Genomic DNA, 15,848 nt, shown 5'->3' on the forward strand with positions numbered 1-15,848 from the left:
AAGCCTGGTCGGCGGCCACGTTTCAGCAGCAGTCGCAGCCGGGGCTGCAGCCGCACGCACCGGCCTCGGCACCGGCCTTCGGAGCCACGGCAGCGGTGGACGGTGCGCAGCAGCCCTTGCCCTGCCAGGCGTCGCGGCCTTCCTTGGCGGCGATGACGGCGATGACGAGGGCGGCGATCGGGTCGGCCCAGGACCAGCCGAGCGTGGCGTTGAGGACCAGTCCCACCAGGAGCACAGCAGACAGGTAGGTGCAGAGCAGGGTCTGCTTGGAGTCGGCGACCGCGGAGGCGGAGCCGAGTTCGCGTCCGGCCTTGCGCTGGGCGAAGGAGAGGAACGGCATGATCGCCAGCGACAGGGCGGCGATGACGAGTCCGGGGACGGAGCGTTCGGCTTCGGCGGTGCCGGTCAGAGCGCGGACGGCGTCGAAGGTGACGTAGGCGGCGAGCGCGAAGAACGAGACCGCGATGATCCGCAGGGTGATCTTCTCCCGGGCCTCGCGCACGGCGTGCTCGCGGGCGAGGAACTGCCAGGCGACCGCGGAGGCGGAGGAGACCTCGATGACCGAGTCCAGGCCGAAGCCGATCAGGGCGGTGGAGGAGGCGACCATGCCGGCGGTGATGGCGACGACCGCCTCGATGACGTTGTAGGTGATGGTCGCGGCGACCAGCAGCCGTATGCGCTTGGCGAGCGCCTCGCGACGGGCCGGGGGTGGCCCGAGGGATATGGATATCCCGGCGGTCATCAGCAGCAACCCTCGGTCTCGGCGTCGGTGCACGTGCGGTCGGTCTCGACGGCCACCACGGCGGTCCGCAGGTCGTCCAGGGCGTGGCCGAGGCGTTCGTCGGCGAGCTCGTAGCGGGTGCGGCGACCATCAGGGGTGGTGACGACCAGGCCGCAGTCGCGCAGGCACGCCAGGTGGTTCGACAGCCGGGTACGAGAGATCCCGAGCGCGTCGGCAAGGTCGGCCGGGTAGGCGGGGGCCTCGCGCAGGGCGAGCAGGATGCGGCAGCGGATCGGGTCGGCGAGCGCCCGTCCGAACCGGGCCAGCACCTCGATGTCGGAGGCAACAGTCAGCATGGCACGACGATACATCGCACCTTGAATTCAGGAAACCCTGTACTGAGGGCCTAGGTGAGACCCCTGGGGTACGGCTCACGAGTGGACTGCGCGCCGGGGTGTCAGCGGCGGGAGTTCTCGCGCGGTAGCGGCAAGTCGTACGCGAAAGTCGTCGACGGTGGTGCCGTCGGTGTGGACGGCCCGGCCTCGCGACCGACCGGACAGGCGGCCGACGCTCGGAGCCGCAGGGCCGCGGGCGGACACTCCCGCCACGTCGCACTCCGGGCGGGCAGGCTCGTGACCGCGGACCTGGCCCGATTGTCGGTGAACTCGGATCATGGGCCCAGATGACAACGCAAAGCCGGGCCATCCCCCTTGGGCAGGACCGAGTGCCGCACGTCCTACGGGTGTTGCTTGGTGTGAGGCGTGTCGGTGAGTACAGATGGCGGGGCGAGCGTGCGGGTTTCGTGCCGGTCCCGGTGGGTGCCGGTGCGGCTGACCATGCGGCTCGGCGCGGCAGGCAGGCGCTGACGTATCCCCTTGCATGGGGAAACTGATCGGTGTACCTTATTGGAAACCGATCGGTTTCCTCGCTGGTGCAAGGACTGGTGCGTGGTCACCCCCTCGGCCTCCCTATCCGAATCACCTGTCCGCAGCGGGTCACACAAAAGGAAGCTGACGAGATGCCCAGCCCAGAGCTACGTCCCACGATTCACATCCCGGGGACCACCAGCCACACCATCGCCCCACGCGCAGGAGGTCACAGCCACGAGGGAACGTTGCGCTACCTCAAGGCGGGCACCGGCGCTCCCGTAGTCCTGCTGCACACCGTGCGCACCCAGGCCGAGCACTTCCGCTCCCTCATCCCCCTGATTTCGGACCGGTACACCGCGTACGCCCTCGACCTGCCGGGGATGGGCTACTCCGAGATCGTGCCGGGCGCGTCGTACGACGAGCCGGCCATGCGCGCGGGCGTCAAGCGGCTTCTCACCGAACTCGACCTCCGTGACGTGACCCTGGTCGGGGAGTCCATGGGGGCGGTGCTCGCCCTGACCACCGCGGCCGATCTGCCGGAGCGGGTACGGCGCGTCGTCGCGGTCAACACCTACGACTTCCCCGGCGGGATCATGCGGTCCAGTCTCCTCGCCCGTGTGGTGGTCAGCGGTGTCCTCGCTCCGGGGGTGGGCCCAGTGGTCGCCGGGGTGGAGCCCAAGGCCGCCCTCCGCAGGATCCTGTGGGGCGGGCTGGGCGACAAGGCCGCTTTGCGGGCGGACTACGTCGACGAACTCCTCCAGGTGGGCAGCCGCCCCGGCTATCCGACCGTCGCCAGGGCCGTGTACCAGAGCCTGCCCAGTCTCATCGCCGCCCGCTCGCGCTACCCCGAGGTCAAGGCCCCCGTTCACCTCGTCTACGGGCAGACGGACTGGTCCCGCCCCTCGGACCGGGAAGCCGACAAGCAGCTGCTGCCTGCCGCCGAGTTCACGCAGGTGCCGGGAGCGGGCCACTTCATCGCTCTGGAACGGCCCGGCATCCTCGCCGCTCTGTTGAACGCTGCGGCGTGACCGCCACCCGACGTCCCTGCGCGCAGCAGAGGAACGTGCATGATCGAAGCGCCGTCGAGACCATGTGCAGTGGATCGCGTGGTAGTGAATCGCATCGTCGGCGGGCTGGCAGATGATCAGGGCTCCCGCCTAGTGCGCTGGATGCACCTGGCGTCACCTGGGCTTTGCCCTCGGGTGGGCCCGCAGCGTCCCGACGGACACACCGGTCGGCGACTGTCGGCCTCCGCCCTCGCTGTGTTGCTCTCACGCGTCCTCTTCGCCGAGGCGGTCGACTGCCCAGGGGAGGAGTTCCTTGGCCACCGCGAGGCTGAACGGCCTGGCCAGCACACGGAGTTCGGAGCAGGCGTCAGGACCGAGCGTGTCATAGGGGAGGGCGGACAGCCTGTCGGTGGTGTGCTCGATCTCCGCCCTTCGCCGCGCGCCCTCCTCCGTCAGGGCCAGTTGGGGTCCTTCGTCGAGCCATCCACGCTCACGCAGGTTCCGCACGGCCTGTTCCCACTGCTCCGGCGTCCACGCACGCGAGTTGCGCAGCACCCCTGCGTCGATGTCGCCTGTCGCGGCGTGCGTGACGAGCGCCTCGATCCCGCTCAGCCCGGCGGTCAGCAGTGCTGCCACGTGACCGTCGCCACGGAACTCCCGCAGCAGCGTCTGCGCGTGCCAGAGGACGAGGTGGGGTGCGCTCGGCCACGGAAGTGCGGCGTGCGCGGCGAAGAGGGGCCGGCCCTGAGGATGAAGCAGGGTCACTTCAGCCGCGATGCGGGCCAGTTCCGCCGCGCGGGCCAACGCCGGTGAGGAGACCTCCGCGCCGAGGACGCGGCGGAGCGTGGTATCGATCCCGGTGAGCCGGGCGGCGGCGAACCGCTGCGGCGTGGCGGCTTCCCACGCCGCGGGTATGGCTCGGCGCACCACTTGGGGATTGAAGTTGTAGAACGTGGCGATGACCAGATCCGCCGGAGCGGCACCGAACGCGGCGGAGCGGGAGGCGAAGTACCCCGTCCTGGCGTCCACGCCCAAGTCGGCGTAGAGGCCCGCGGCTTCGGGTGAGAAGTAGACAGCCCCGTGGTAGGGCTCGAGAACCTTCCAAGTCCTGCGCGCGAGGGCCAGGCTGTCGCGGTCCGCGTTCTGCGTCATGAGCGGCTCTCCGTGCTGTGGGGGATGAGACGTCGCTGTTCATCGAGCACATGGCGGTACGCGGGGGACAGCCCGTTCGTACCGTCTGGTCGGTACGCTATCGGAGAGCGGCCCTGGCGACTACTGCTCTGCAACCACCCGTCGCCGGAGCGCGACGCCTGCGCCCGCCGCGGGTTTCGTTGCTGTGCCGTCCCTGACTGTCGGCGCCATCGCCGCCCAGATCCGAGAGGCCGGCAGCGTCGTCCCAGCGGGGCGGGGTCACTGCGATGCTGACGACGGTAAACACGTTCGTACCGCGCCTCCTGACCACCCTCTTCTCTTCAGTGGCGACACGGCTGTCGCGAGTGGCGGTTACATGGCTGCCGTCTGGGCCCCGCTGCCCCTTTTGCGCCACGGTGACCTGGCCGGACGCGAGCGGGCACAGTGGCGGCGCCGCCGGAGCGGTCGGGATCGGCGGACGGCCACTCTTGCGCCGGGAGTTGTTCATGGACCGCAGCTCGCCGGGTCGCCGAGACCCTGGTGCGCGCGGTGGCGGCTGGGCAGGCTAGTTTGCTCGGGTGAGTCTCCTTGATGATGTGGCTGAGCGCGACGGCTGGCGCTGCTGGGTGTGTGACGGACCCGTCGACCCCGACAAGTCGGTGAACGACCCGCAAGGGCCCAGTGTCGACAGCCGTACCGCCGACCGGAAGGCCAAGGTCGCCGAGCGGCTCGCGCACCGCGGGTGCAACACCCGCAAGGGCGCGGTCACGGCGGTCATCGCCTGGCCGGACCACCTGTACGTAGTAGAACCCGCGCCGCTGATCACCGTTGCCGCGAGGCTGGAGCGCAAGGGGGGCCGCGAGATGGTGGGCCGTTGTCCGACCAGGCAGGACGCCCAGGAAGCGGCGGATTGGCTGGTGGACAGGTTCTCGCGGCTGGTACCGGGGCTGCCGGTGACCGCCGGCATCGAGGCGGGCGGCGGCCAGTTCCTCGTCATCCTGACCGCCGGCCGCCGCTGACCAGGAATTACCAGCGCATACTCGCGTCGAGGTGAGCCGGCGGCCACATCGGCTTGTCCTGGGCCGAGTTGACCCACGAGGGCCCGTAGTGGGCTGCGGTTCGTGACCGGCGGGGCGGCCGGGCCTGTCACCAGGGACGGGGGCCGGGCCGCCGCGCCGGGGACCATAGTGGGGTGGACGGAATCCGAGGCGCCCGTCGACCCGGAACTCCTCGGCATGGGCCGCCCACCGGACGAAGGCAGCCGGCGCCGACTTCACCGCCGGACCGCGCATGAGGGTGGAGGGCGCGGCGCCGTGGGACTCAGGCCCCCACCCACCCGTGGTGGCGGAGCCGGCTTCGCGTGAGCCGCCGGCCGGAGCCGAGGCCTGTGTCAGGCCCTGTCATAGATGGACGTACCTGCGCACCCGCACGCTCCGGGTGGTAGGTCAGCCCGAGGCGCTGCTGCGCCGGGCGTAGGCGCGGGCGGCGCGGGCACGGTCGCCGCAGCGGGTGGAGCACCAGTGCCGCCGGCCGTGGGTGCGCAGAAGGAACCGGTCGCAGGGTGGTGAGCCGCAGGCGGCGAGGATGCCGGCGTCGGAACCGGTGAGCAGGTCGGCGGCGTCGGCGGCGAGGGTCGCCAGGGCGTGGTTGACGGCCCGGTCGGTGGGGTGTGCCTGGACGCGGCGAAGCCCGCGGGCCCCGTCCCAGGCGAGGAGGGGTGCGGTGGGCACGGCCGTGAGTGCCTCGTTCACGGCGTGCAGGGTTTCCTCGGGAGGAGCGGTCGCGTCGACGCGGGCGGCGAACAGGGCGCGTACGTGGGCGCGCAGCGTGCGCATCCGTTGTGCGCACACGTCGTACAGCTTTACGTCCGGGGTGGTCAGGTCGTGGGCGGCGAGCCAGCGCATGGCGGATTCCGGGGTGGCGAGCAGGTCGTAGCTCTGGCCGGCGGGCAGGGTCGCGGCGGTGTCGGCGAAGTCCAGCGAACGGTAGCGGTCGGCGCCCGGAGCTGGGGGCAGAGCGCTCTGCGTCGTCTCGGTGGCCAGGGTGTCGCCCATGCCTGTCATGGTAGCGCTTGCAATTTTCCGTGATGCCTGCCTAGCCTGGCTCACGTTAAATACAAAAGTTTTTCGTGAGAAGCGGAGACGTGATGTCCCAGCTCGACGCCGGTCAGTTCCCGGTCCGCACCTTCGGTGGTCCTACCGCTCTGTTCGAGTACGGCGGTCTGCGCTTCCTGACCGATCCGACCTTCGACGACCCCGGCGACTACCCCTCGGCCGGCCCGACGCTGACCAAGACCGCCCCTTCCGCCGCCGCACCCGCCGACCTCGGCCCCCTCGACGTGGTCCTGCTCTCTCATGACGAGCACGCCGACAACCTCGACACGTCCGGCCGGGCCCTGCTCGCCGACGTCCCTCTCACCCTGACCACCCCCGGCGGCGGCGAACGCCTCGGGGAGAAGGCCAAGGGCCTGGCGGACTGGGAGACGGTCGAGCTGGAGCGCCCCGGCGGCGGCACCGTCACCGTCACCGCTGTTCCCGCCATCCACGGCCCAGGTCCGCGCGAGGAGGTCGAGCCCTTCACCGGCCAGGTCGTCGGCTTCATCCTGACCGGTGAGGGCCTGCCGACGGTCTACGTCAGCGGCGACAACGCCTCCCTCGACGCGGTCAAGGAGATCGCCGAGCGTTTCGCCCCCGTGGACACCGCCGTCCTGTTCGCGGGCGCACCCCGCTTCCCCGTGCTCTTCGACGGCAACCCGCTCGTCCTGGACAGCGTCCAGGCTGCCGAGGCCGCCCGCATTCTCGGCGCCCGCCGTGTCGTCCCGGTCCACCACGACAGCTGGGCCCACTTCACCGAAGGCCGCGAGGAGCTGGAGGCCGCCTTCGCCGCCGCCGGCCTGGCCGACCGCCTGGACCAGGACTGGGCGCGGCACGCCTGAGCCAGAACTGCCACCCCGAAAACCGAGACCTCCTGCCGGGTTCGGGGCCAGACTCGGTGGCCACGCGTACGCCGTGACCCGGTGTGGTCAGACGGTCAGGCGGTCATCCGGTCGATCGGCCGGTCGGTGCCGCGGGAGCGGGTCAGCGCCCGGAGGCCGAGGAGTACGGCGCCCAGCCCCAGCGGGACTGCGACGATGGCGCCGACGAGCCCGTTACCGGTGCCGGGACCGCCGCTGGAGGTGGCCAGGTGCAGCACCGCGAGGGTCGTACCGGCCAGACCCACCGAGATGGCCGCCATCCCGCCGGTGCGCGCGTCGCCGATGCCGATCCGGCCGCCGGCGCGGGCCAGGGCCAGCCAGCCGATGGCCAGGCCGATCAACCCTACCCCCAGGGCCAGGTTGGCCCCGGTCCGCCCGTCGCCGATGATCCCGCCCTCGGCGGCCACCATCAGCGCTGTCGAAGCACTCATGCCGCTCTCCTCCTTCTCCGTCGCTGCCTGCGAGGCTCATGTGGCTTCAGCATGCGTGTCGGCCCCCAGTCGATCGTCCAGCAGACGCAGGCACTTTCCGCTGCCGCCGCCGCGGCATCCGGATACCGCGGATGCGGCAGGCGGCGCGGCGGTACCGCACACGCGGTAGCCGACCCTCGTCCAAGAGCCGGACGCGCCCACAACCGCACCCGGTTACGGTGCACCCATGGACAAAGGACGGTTCGCTGTCCCGGCCCGGGTCACCGACTGGGCGATCGCTGTGGGTGTGGCGGCGCTGCTGCTGGGCACCGGCCTGTCCGGGCCGCCCCCGGCCGGGAGCCGCGAGTTGCTCGGCTCCGTGCTGCTGGCGGCCGGCGGGCTGGCACTGGCCGCGCGGCGCCGGGCGCCGCTCGTGGTCCTGGCCGTCACCGGGCTGTCCGCGGTGGGCTGTCTGGCCGCCGGGTTCGAGGTGCTCGCCGTCTCCTACCTGGTCGCCGTCTACGGGGCGGTACGTGCCGGGCACCGCGCCGTCGCAGTGGTCGCATCCGTGGGCCTGGTGGTCGTGCTCCACCTCACCGCCCTTGTCTTCCACGACGGGTCCGCGCGCGAGGTCGTGGCGCAGGCCCGGAACACCCTCGAGATCGCCTGGCTGATCGCCGCCTTCGCCGCGGGGGAGGCGGTCCGGCAGGCCGAACGGCGAGCGGACGAGGCCGAGCGCACCCGCGAGGAGGCTGCAGGGCGCCGGGCCGACGAGGAGCGGCTGCGCATCGCGCGGGAGCTGCACGACTCGCTCACCCATCAGATCTCGGTCATCAAGGTGCAGTCCGAGGTCGCCGTCCACGTGGCACGGCGGCGGGGCGAGCAGGTGCCGGAGGCCCTGCTGGCGATCCAGGAAGCCGGCCGGGAGGCCAGCCGGGAGCTGCGCGCGACCCTTGAGGCGCTGCGCGACGACGACACCACCCCGCCGCACGGACTCGACCACATCTCGAACCTGGTGCAGGGGTTCCGAACAACCGGCCTCGACGCGACGCTGACGATCGAAGGACATCCGCACGCCGTGACGGCCGCGGTGGGCCGTACCGCCTACCGGATCGTTCAGGAGTCGCTCACCAACGTCGCCCGGCATGCCGCCGCAACCACCGCCTCGGTGCTCATCGACTACCGGCAGGACGCCCTCGCCATCCGCGTCGACGACAACGGAGAGGCCACCCCGCACCCCGCGCCGACGCCCGGCCTCGGGCTGCTCGGTATGCGCGAACGCGTCACCGCCCTGGGCGGCCGATTGCGTACCGGGCCGCGCGGCGCCGGCGGCTTCACCGTCCAGGCCGAACTGCCCACGAACGGAGCGCCGTGATCCGGGTCCTGCTGGTCGACGACCAGCCGCTCATCCGCAGCGGCTTTCGCGCGCTGCTCGACCTCGAAGACGACATCGAGGTCGTGGCCGAGGCCGCCGACGGCCAAGAGTGCCTGGCACTCGTCAAGGAGCAGCTGCCCGACGTCGTGCTCATCGACATCCAGATGCCCGTCATGAACGGCATCGAAGCGACCCGGCGCATCGCCGCGGACCCGGCCCTGGTCGGCGTACACATCGTCGTACTGACCAACTACGGTTTGGACGAGTACGTCTTCGACGCGCTGCGTGCCGGAGCCGCCGGGTTCCTCGTCAAGGACATCGTGCCTGAGGACTTCCTGCACGCCGTACGTGTCGCCGCCCGCGGCGACGCCCTGCTCGCGCCCGCGATCACCCGCAAGCTCATCGACCGGTACGTCACCCAGCCGCCCCCCACCCACGCCGGCAGCGGGCTGGAGGAGCTGACCAGGCGCGAACGCGAGGCAGTCGCCCTGGCCGCGCGGGGCCTGTCCAACGACGAGATCTCCGACCGCCTGGTTATCAGCCCGTTGACCGCCAAGACCCATATCAACCGGGCCATGGCCAAGCTCCACGCCCGTGATCGCGCCCAGCTCGTGGTCCTTGCCTATGAATCCGGTCTGGTAGCCCCGCGCAACTCCTGACCCCAGCGCGTGCCCGTACGCGGCCGGGTTCCTGAAGAGGCACGACGGGGCGGCGCGCTGGTAGAGGTCGATGTAAGGGGCGAAGCGCTCCGGGCTGCCGCCGGTGATGGCGATCATGGGCGGGAAGCCGTAGTTCGCGGTGCGGATGACCGACTGGGGCGAGCCGCCGACACCGACCCACGTGGTCAGGTGCCCGGAGTCGGTCTTGCGGAAGACGTCGGCGTCCTGCAGTGGGGCGCGTGTGGTGCCGCTCCAGGTGACGGGCTTCTCCTCCAGCAGCTCGGCGAAGAGCTCGGTCTTCTCCTCGAACAGGACGTCGTGGTCGGCGAGGTCGTACCCGAACAGGGGGAAGGACTCGGTGAAGGAGCCGCGTCCGAGGATGATCTCCGCCCGGCCGTTCGAGAGCGCGTCCACGGTCGAGAACCGTTGGAACACGCGGACCGGGTCGTCCGCACTCAGGACGGTCACTCCGGAGGAGAGGCCGATCCGCTGAGTGCGGGTGGCGATGCCGGCCAGTACGGTCTCCGGGGTCGAGATGGCGTACTCGGGGCGGTGGTGCTCGCTGAGGGCGATGACGTCGACGCCGGTCTCCTCCGCGAGCACGGCCTCCTCGACGACCTGCCGGATGGCTCGGGCGTCGGAGGTCGGCATGCAGACATGGCTGGGTTCCTTCATGCGTAGGTGCTGCACCGGCGGGGCGGCTTCCGGGCCAATGGTTGACGCATCAAGTGAGGCGGCCTTTATTTGATGTGTCAACAAAAAAGGGGGGCGCTGGAAAGGGCTCCGGCGGAGGCTTGGGTGAGCGAGGAGAGGCCGACGCCCCGCCGGCCTGGCCCGCTGGACCGATGGCAGGGTGCTGATCGCCGCTGGTTCCCACCTTCCGGCGCTGGCGCCGGATGGACGCGAGGTGCCGGTCACGCAGGTCAACAGCGTCCACGTCTTCCCCGCGGTCGGGCTGGCCGTGGCCGGCTGCCGAGCCATCCGGGTGACCGGCCCATGATGGTGACGGCGGCGCGGGCCGCGGGGGAGTGCCCGGTACGAGCGGACGCCGACGGGGGTGACCCCCTCCTGCCCCCGCCTGCGGGCAGGAGGGACGTGGCCCAAGAGATGTCATGGCCGACGGGTTCGCCTTCGTCCAACTTGGTGACCCATCAACACATCTACACTCGCTTGTATGGATGACGGAGTGCGTTGGTTGACGGCAGAGGAGCAGCGCGCCTGGCGGGGCTTTGTCCGGTTGCACGAGCGGCTGGGCGGCCGACTGTCGCGCCTGCTGCAGAGCGAGTCGAACGTGTCGGCCGCGGATTTCGCGGTGTTGGTCAATCTGACCGATGTACCGGATGGGCGGCAGCGCTACCAGGATCTGGGCCGGGCGCTCGAGTGGGAGAAGAGCCGGATGTCCCACCACATCGCGCGTATGGCCGGGCGGGGGCTCGTCGTGCGTGAGGAGTGCCCCGAAGACGCGCGGGGAGCGTTCGTGGTGATCACGGATGCGGGGCGGTCGGCGGTCGAGGCGGCGGCTCCGCGGCATGTGGAAACGGTGCGGGAGCTGTTCCTGGACCATGTGACGCCGGCGGAGCTGCGGATGCTGGCCGACATCTCCGAACGGGTGGTGGCGAAGCTGGACGAGGACCCCGCCGGCTGATCGGCCGACCTCGGTGCTGCCGGCAGCAAGGGGGTCCTGAGATTGTCCTGGAGCCGGGCCTGCGAGCCGGAGGCCCTTCCAGACGGGCGGGGACTGGATCGTCGATGGGCGCGCCTCGTTTCGAAAGGGGAACGGTTCCTTCCCGGTCGTGCTTGCCGCCACGCTCGATGCACTGATGCTTGATGCTGTTCCTGGCCCCGTCCCGCACCGGCACCGCCCGATGCCTCGTACCGAGGCGGCGGCGGACGGCTGAACCTTGATCCGCGTGGCGACTCGGGATCCGTCGCGCGGTACCGAAGCCGAGTCGTGCCGGGCCGGCTGTGCGCCCCAACGTCTGCTCGGTGAGCCTGCGCACCTTCTCGGACGGGAGGTCCGGGTGCGTCGAGGTGGCTGGGCTCACGCCCATACGGCCGGCTGAGCCGGCATGCGGGTATGTGCGTCAGGGGTTTTCGAGGCACCCCGATCACCACCGTTGCGGGGGAGCAGGGCGCCACCGGTCTGGCGCTCTCGCCCGACGGCGGCACGCTGTACGCGGCGCTGGCGGACGGCGGCGCGACGCTCACCGAGACCGCCCGCTGGTCCGCCGGCGCGGGCGGGCTGGGCGGACGAGCCCTCGGGTGGCTTTCGTACAGACCGGCACCGCCGGCACGTCTGGAGCCGGGCGACGGCAACGAGCTCTCGGACGGCTTTGGCCGCGGGGCCGATTCCGGGTAGCTACCCGCCTGGCATGGAGCTGGGTGGAGCGGGTTGGGGCCGTCGATAAATGCCTCGACATCGGTCGCGGTGATCGGGGACGCTTCGCGCGATGACCAGAATCGACGACACTCCGCCGACGTGGGACGAGCGTACCCAGCTGACCACGTTTCTCGACTACACGCGTGACACCGCCCGCGCCAAGTGCGATGGCGTCTCCGCGGAGAACGCTCGCAAGGCGCTCCTGCCGGGATCACCGCTGATGACCATGAGCGGAGTGATCAACCACCTGCGCTGGGTCGAGTACTACTGGTTCCAGGTGGTCTTCCTCGGCGAGGAGGACCGGGGCCCCTGGACCGAGGAGGACCCCGACCGCGAGATGCGTATCGCCGTCGACTTCCCGCTCACGCAGTTGCTCGACGAATACGCCGAACACAGCGCTCGCTACCGCGAACTGGTTGCCGGGCATGGACTGGACGACCAGGCCGAGCGAGCCGTCCGCGACGGTCTCCACGTCGACCTGCGCTGGATTCTCCTCCACCTCACCGAGGAGACAGCCCGCCACAACGGCCACCTGGACATCCTGCGCGAGATGCTCGACGGCACGACCGGCGACTAGATCCGGCGGAGATCAGGGCGGAGCCGGAGTCGGATCCAGGCGACGGTGACGGTGACGTGGAAGCCGCAGCACTCCGGCTCACCCGCCCACCCCGGCAGCGGCGGCGCAGGGTCGCGCACCGTCGGCGACGGATCTCACCGAACCCGAAGGTGCCGCCGGGTGCCGCCGAGTGCCGCCGGGTTCGGCCGGAAGATCTGAACCGATACCGGGAATCAGGCGGCGGCGAGCTCCTGCTCGCGGTCCGGCGTCCTGACCTTGGGCTTCTTGTTCGGCAGCGAGAGCCGGAAGACCTTGTGCCACGCGGAGAACACCTGTTTGGGCAGCGGACCGGTGACGTACTCCAGCTCATACTTCTCGAACAGCGCGCGCACCTTCACCGCGACCTCGGCGTACCGGTTGCTCGGCAGGTCCGGGAACAGGTGGTGCTCGATCTGGTGCGACAGGTTGCCGGTCATGAAGTGCAGGGCCTTGCTGCCGCTGATGTTCGCCGAGCCCATCATCTGGCGCAGGTACCACTGGCCGCGCGTCTCGCCCTTGATCGACCGGCGCTCGAAGACCTGCACGCCCTCGGGGAAGTGCCCGCACATGATCACCGAGTGGGTCCAGATGTTGCGGACCAGATTCGCGGTGAACGTGGCGGCGAGCGTGGTGAGGAACGACGGGCCCGACAGCAGCGGGTGGATCACGTAGTCCTTGAGCACCTGCTTGCGGATCTTGCGGCCCACGGCCTTGGCCCGCGCGCGGAACTCCGGGTTCTTGCGGCGGCGCTTGCTCAGGTTCTTGCCCAGCTCCAGGTCGTACGCCGCGATGCCGTACTCGAAGAAGCAGGCGTTGAGGAAGTTCCACAGCGGCTGGCCGAGGTGGAACGGGTGCCACCTCTGGTCCTCGTCGACGCGCATGATGCCGTAGCCGAGGTCGTTGTCCTTGCCGATCACGTTGGTGTACGTGTGGTGCAGCTCGTTGTGCGAGTGCTTCCACTGATCGGCCGGCGAGACGTGATCCCAGTCCCAGGTGGTGGAGTGGATCTTCGGGTCCCGCATCCAGTCCCACTGGCCGTGCAGGACGTTGTGGCCGATCTCCATGTTGTCCATGATCTTCGCCACGGACAGCCCGGCGGTGCCGAGCACCCAAGCGGGCGGGAAGAGCGAGAACAGCAGCACGCCCCTGCTGACCAGCTCCAGCTTGCGCTGCGCCGAGATGACCTTGCGGATGTAGGCGGCGTCCTTCTCCCCGCGGTCGGCGATCACCTCGTCGCGGATCGCGTCCAGCTCGCGGCCCAGTTCCTCGATCTGCTCCGCGGTCAGGTGGGCGGTGGGGTCGATGGCGGTCAAGGTGCTCCTACCGTTCGATGTCGCAGGGGCCCGCCGCGGCGGACACACAGGTCTGGATGAGGACGCCCGGCTCGGCTTCGGTGATCTCGCCGGTGCGCAGGTCGCGGACGGCGCCCGCCTTGAGCGGAGTGACGCAGCCGAAGCAGATGCCCATGCGGCACCCGGAGGGCATGAGCACGCCGGCCTCCTCGCCGACGTCCAACAACGGCGTGGCGCCGTCCGCGTCGACGGTCTTGCCGGTGGCGCTGAACGTGACCTCGCCGCCGTCGCCGGCGACGACGATGCCGGGGCGGAAGCGTTCGGTGTGCAGGCGCTCCGGGACGCCGTGCTCGGCCCAGTGCTTTTCGGCGGCGTCGAGCATGCCCGCGGGCCCGCAGGCCCAGGTCTCGCGCTCGGCCCAGTCGGGCACGAGTTCGTCGAGACGGGCGATGTCGAGCATGCCGTCCGTGTCGGTGTGCACCTCGGTGAGCCGCAGTTTCCTGTCCGCGACCAGATCGTGCAGTTCGTTGCGGAAGATCACGTCTTGCGGCTGTGGCGCGCAGTGGACCATGACGACGTCGTCGAACTCGGTGTCGCGCAGCATGCCCATCACGGGCGTGATGCCGCTGCCGGCCGTCAGGTAGAGCACCTTGGCGGGCTTGGCCCGCGGCAGTACGAAGTCACCGGTCGCCTGGTCGAGCTGGATCAGCGTGCCCGGTTTCGCCCGGCGGACCAGGTGGTTGCTGACCTTGCCGTCCGGGATCGCCTTCACGGTGATCGTGAGGCGGCCGTCCTGGCGGTTCGCCGGCGAGGTGATGGAGTAGGCACGCCACAGGCGCACCCCGTCGACGTCGACCCCGACGCGCACGTACTGACCGGCTGTGTGGCCGCGCCAGCCCCGTCCCGGCCTGATCACGATGGTCGCGGCGTCACCCGTCTCGGGGTGCACGGCCTCGATGCGCCCACGCAGGTCAGCGCCCGCACGCAGCGGGCTGACCAGGTCGAGGTAGTCCGACGGCAACAGCGGCGTCGTGACCATCTCCAGCAGTTTCCACGCCCTGCTGCGGAGGGCTGTACTCGTCATGGGGCCAGCTTGCTGCGCCTCAAGGCGTAAAGTCCTGACCGCAGGACGTAAATCTGGTCGGCTGAATTGTTCGCAGGGAACAAAACGTGAGTCATGCAATCCGGAGGGCCAGTGAACTGGCCCTGGACGAGACGACGGTCACCGCACTTCGGGCCGAGCTGAAGACCACCGCCGACGAGGTCGTCGAGGCGATCATCGACGAGGTCCCTCCCTACGCCAACGCCCTTTCGGGCCGCATGGGCGGCACCATCCGCCGAGCCGTCCGCACGGCCCTGGGGCACTACCTGGACCTCGCGAGCGGGAACGCCACAGGCGGCGACGCCGGTGACGCGGCCTATGAGCTGGGCCGCGGCGAGGTGCGCGACGGCCGTTCGATGGACGCGCTGCTCAGCGCCTACCGCGTCGGCGCCCGCGTGGCCTGGCGATGCCTGGCCGCGGGTGCCGTACCCGCGGGTCTGCCCGCCGCAGAGGTCGCCAAGTTCGCCGAGCTGACCTTCGCCTACATCGACGAGCTGTCCGCCGCGAGCGCCGCGGGCCACGCCGACGAACTGGCCGCCCGGGGCAGGGCCCACGAGCGCCACCTGGAACATCTGGCCCGCGACCTCCTCGCCGGCGCGAGCCCGGACGTGCTGCTGGCCGCTGTTCACCGGGCCGGATGGCAGCCTCCGGTTTCGCTGACCGCGGTCCTGCTGCCCGCCGCCCAGGCCCGGCCTGCCTACCGCACGCTCGACCCGAGCACCCTGGTCCTCGACGATCTGCCGGACGCCACCGGTGCGCTGCTCGTCCCCGATGCCGACCGATCACATCTCTTGCGGCAGCTGACCGACCGTACCGCCGTGGTCGGCCCGGCCCGGCCATGGACTCGTGCGTCCGCCTCGTACGCACGAGCCGCACGCGCGCGCTCCCTCTCCCCTGATATCCGCGACACCGAGGACCACCTGCCCGAGCTGGTGCTGAGCGCCGACGCGGACGCGTTCGCAGACCTGCGTGCCCGAGCCCTCGCACCGTTGTGGACCTTGCCCGTCGCGACCGCTCGGCGGCTGGAGGAGACGTTGCGGGCGTGGCTGCTGCACCAGGGCAGGCGGGACGAGGTGGCGGCGGCGCTGTTCGTCCACCCCCAGACGGTCCGGTACCGGATGTCGCAGCTGCGGGAGCTGTTTCCGGATCTCGCATCGCCACACCGGGTCCTTGAACTGACGCTGGCGGTCGGTCTGCGGGGCAGCTGACGCGTACGTCGACCGTCCACGACCGTGTCCGCGAGCGGTCGGGGAATCGTGCCCTGGCACGAGCTGGGGCCCGCGAACGCGCGACGGGCGCCGGGGGGCACCTGGGACCGGCGGGGCGGCCCGGC

Annotated in this window: 17 protein-coding genes and 1 pseudogene; 10 read left to right on the forward strand and 8 right to left on the reverse strand. The window is 70.7% G+C overall.

What is annotated here, in order from left to right; translation table 11 throughout:
- Positions 1–22 precede the first annotated feature (22 nt).
- Together P1P75_RS00405 and P1P75_RS00410 are read right to left on the reverse strand one after the other, a co-directional pair.
- Positions 23–742, reverse strand: a complete 720-nt coding sequence (locus P1P75_RS00405) for a cation transporter (protein ID WP_319250752.1) — start codon at positions 740–742, stop codon at positions 23–25.
- On the reverse strand, positions 742–1,077 hold the full coding sequence (locus P1P75_RS00410; RefSeq protein ID WP_319250754.1) for a metalloregulator ArsR/SmtB family transcription factor: 336 nt from the start codon (positions 1,075–1,077) through the stop codon (positions 742–744). The genes P1P75_RS00405 and P1P75_RS00410 overlap by 1 nt, the downstream gene beginning before the upstream one ends.
- A gap of 662 nt (positions 1,078–1,739) precedes the next feature.
- Between P1P75_RS00410 and P1P75_RS00415 the strand changes: the two genes are divergently transcribed.
- A complete protein-coding gene (locus tag P1P75_RS00415; protein WP_319250756.1) occupies positions 1,740–2,618 on the forward strand; it encodes an alpha/beta hydrolase in 879 nt (292 codons plus the stop codon).
- 243 nt (positions 2,619–2,861) lie between these two features.
- Here the strand turns inward: P1P75_RS00415 and P1P75_RS00420 are convergent, their stop codons facing one another.
- The gene (locus P1P75_RS00420; protein WP_319250758.1) at positions 2,862–3,749 is read right to left on the reverse strand and encodes a hypothetical protein; all 888 of its coding nucleotides are present in this window, start codon (positions 3,747–3,749) and stop codon (positions 2,862–2,864) included.
- Between the two features lie 557 nt (positions 3,750–4,306).
- On the opposite strand from P1P75_RS00420, the gene P1P75_RS00425 reads away from it, so the two are divergent.
- Complete coding sequence (locus P1P75_RS00425) at positions 4,307–4,747, forward strand: hypothetical protein (RefSeq protein ID WP_319250760.1); 441 nt, start codon at positions 4,307–4,309, stop codon at positions 4,745–4,747.
- A 426-nt stretch (positions 4,748–5,173) separates the two neighbouring features.
- Here the strand turns inward: P1P75_RS00425 and P1P75_RS00430 are convergent, their stop codons facing one another.
- Positions 5,174–5,782 carry an ABATE domain-containing protein gene (locus P1P75_RS00430; protein ID WP_319250762.1) on the reverse strand — a complete coding sequence of 203 codons (609 nt, stop codon included), beginning with the start codon at positions 5,780–5,782 and terminating at the stop codon, positions 5,174–5,176.
- Between the two features lie 92 nt (positions 5,783–5,874).
- Here P1P75_RS00430 and P1P75_RS00435 point away from each other — a divergent pair, with 92 nt between their 5' ends.
- On the forward strand, positions 5,875–6,663 hold the full coding sequence (locus P1P75_RS00435) for an MBL fold metallo-hydrolase (protein WP_319250764.1): 789 nt from the start codon (positions 5,875–5,877) through the stop codon (positions 6,661–6,663).
- A gap of 95 nt (positions 6,664–6,758) precedes the next feature.
- Here P1P75_RS00435 and P1P75_RS00440 read toward each other — a convergent pair whose 3' ends face one another.
- Positions 6,759–7,133 carry a DUF6223 family protein gene (locus tag P1P75_RS00440; protein ID WP_319250766.1) on the reverse strand — a complete coding sequence of 125 codons (375 nt, stop codon included), beginning with the start codon at positions 7,131–7,133 and terminating at the stop codon, positions 6,759–6,761.
- Positions 7,134–7,359: 226 nt separating this feature from the next.
- Here P1P75_RS00440 and P1P75_RS00445 point away from each other — a divergent pair, with 226 nt between their 5' ends.
- Both P1P75_RS00445 and P1P75_RS00450 read left to right on the forward strand, forming a co-directional pair.
- Complete coding sequence (locus P1P75_RS00445) at positions 7,360–8,487, forward strand: sensor histidine kinase (RefSeq protein ID WP_319250768.1); 1,128 nt, start codon at positions 7,360–7,362, stop codon at positions 8,485–8,487.
- Positions 8,484–9,146, forward strand: a complete 663-nt coding sequence (locus tag P1P75_RS00450; protein WP_319250770.1) for a response regulator transcription factor — start codon at positions 8,484–8,486, stop codon at positions 9,144–9,146. The genes P1P75_RS00445 and P1P75_RS00450 overlap by 4 nt, the downstream gene beginning before the upstream one ends.
- A 48-nt stretch (positions 9,147–9,194) precedes the next feature.
- Here P1P75_RS00450 and P1P75_RS00455 read toward each other — a convergent pair.
- A pseudogene (locus P1P75_RS00455) lies at positions 9,195–9,776 on the reverse strand (LLM class flavin-dependent oxidoreductase); the annotation flags it as partial.
- A 223-nt stretch (positions 9,777–9,999) separates the two neighbouring features.
- On the opposite strand from P1P75_RS00455, the gene P1P75_RS00460 reads away from it, so the two are divergent.
- The 4 genes from P1P75_RS00460 (at position 10,000) to P1P75_RS00475 (ending at position 12,103) form a co-directional block, all read left to right on the forward strand.
- Positions 10,000–10,146, forward strand: a complete 147-nt coding sequence (locus P1P75_RS00460) for a malic enzyme-like NAD(P)-binding protein (RefSeq protein WP_319250772.1) — start codon at positions 10,000–10,002, stop codon at positions 10,144–10,146.
- Positions 10,147–10,320: 174 nt separating this feature from the next.
- Positions 10,321–10,791 (forward strand): MarR family transcriptional regulator, encoded by a 471-nt coding sequence (locus P1P75_RS00465; RefSeq protein WP_319250774.1) that lies wholly within the window; start codon positions 10,321–10,323, stop codon positions 10,789–10,791.
- Positions 10,792–11,223: 432 nt separating this feature from the next.
- Positions 11,224–11,505 carry a hypothetical protein gene (locus P1P75_RS00470; protein WP_319250776.1) on the forward strand — a complete coding sequence of 94 codons (282 nt, stop codon included), beginning with the start codon at positions 11,224–11,226 and terminating at the stop codon, positions 11,503–11,505.
- A gap of 91 nt (positions 11,506–11,596) precedes the next feature.
- Positions 11,597–12,103, forward strand: coding sequence for a DinB family protein (locus P1P75_RS00475; protein ID WP_319250779.1), 507 nt, complete (start codon positions 11,597–11,599; stop codon positions 12,101–12,103).
- A 212-nt stretch (positions 12,104–12,315) separates the two neighbouring features.
- On the opposite strand, the gene P1P75_RS00480 is transcribed toward P1P75_RS00475, so the two are convergent.
- Together P1P75_RS00480 and P1P75_RS00485 are read right to left on the reverse strand one after the other, a co-directional pair.
- Entirely contained in the window at positions 12,316–13,434 is a 1,119-nt protein-coding gene (locus tag P1P75_RS00480; RefSeq protein WP_319250781.1) for an acyl-CoA desaturase, read from the reverse strand.
- A gap of 7 nt (positions 13,435–13,441) precedes the next feature.
- Positions 13,442–14,497, reverse strand: coding sequence for a ferredoxin reductase (locus tag P1P75_RS00485; RefSeq protein WP_319250783.1), 1,056 nt, complete (start codon positions 14,495–14,497; stop codon positions 13,442–13,444).
- A gap of 86 nt (positions 14,498–14,583) precedes the next feature.
- On the opposite strand from P1P75_RS00485, the gene P1P75_RS00490 reads away from it, so the two are divergent.
- Positions 14,584–15,723: a helix-turn-helix domain-containing protein gene (locus tag P1P75_RS00490; protein WP_319250785.1), complete on the forward strand. Its 1,140-nt coding sequence runs from the start codon at positions 14,584–14,586 to the stop codon at positions 15,721–15,723.
- Positions 15,724–15,848: the final 125 nt, after the last annotated feature.

The sequence above is a fragment of the Streptomyces sp. ID05-39B genome (assembly GCF_033794725.1).
GTDB lineage: Bacteria > Actinomycetota > Actinomycetes > Streptomycetales > Streptomycetaceae > Streptomyces > Streptomyces bobili.

Coding starts and splice junctions, on each gene's coding strand:
- P1P75_RS00440 (WP_319250766.1), bottom strand. CDS start 7,133: ATGAGTGCTTCGACAGCGCTGATGGTGGCCGCCGAGGGCGGGATCATC.
- P1P75_RS00435 (WP_319250764.1), top strand. CDS start 5,875: ATGTCCCAGCTCGACGCCGGTCAGTTCCCGGTCCGCACCTTCGGTGGT.
- P1P75_RS00430 (WP_319250762.1), bottom strand. CDS start 5,782: ATGGGCGACACCCTGGCCACCGAGACGACGCAGAGCGCTCTGCCCCCA.
- P1P75_RS00420 (WP_319250758.1), bottom strand. CDS start 3,749: ATGACGCAGAACGCGGACCGCGACAGCCTGGCCCTCGCGCGCAGGACT.
- P1P75_RS00445 (WP_319250768.1), top strand. CDS start 7,360: ATGGACAAAGGACGGTTCGCTGTCCCGGCCCGGGTCACCGACTGGGCG.
- P1P75_RS00475 (WP_319250779.1), top strand. CDS start 11,597: ATGACCAGAATCGACGACACTCCGCCGACGTGGGACGAGCGTACCCAG.
- P1P75_RS00485 (WP_319250783.1), bottom strand. CDS start 14,497: ATGACGAGTACAGCCCTCCGCAGCAGGGCGTGGAAACTGCTGGAGATG.
- P1P75_RS00405 (WP_319250752.1), bottom strand. CDS start 742: ATGACCGCCGGGATATCCATATCCCTCGGGCCACCCCCGGCCCGTCGC.
- P1P75_RS00410 (WP_319250754.1), bottom strand. CDS start 1,077: ATGCTGACTGTTGCCTCCGACATCGAGGTGCTGGCCCGGTTCGGACGG.
- P1P75_RS00465 (WP_319250774.1), top strand. CDS start 10,321: ATGGATGACGGAGTGCGTTGGTTGACGGCAGAGGAGCAGCGCGCCTGG.
- P1P75_RS00470 (WP_319250776.1), top strand. CDS start 11,224: ATGTGCGTCAGGGGTTTTCGAGGCACCCCGATCACCACCGTTGCGGGG.
- P1P75_RS00415 (WP_319250756.1), top strand. CDS start 1,740: ATGCCCAGCCCAGAGCTACGTCCCACGATTCACATCCCGGGGACCACC.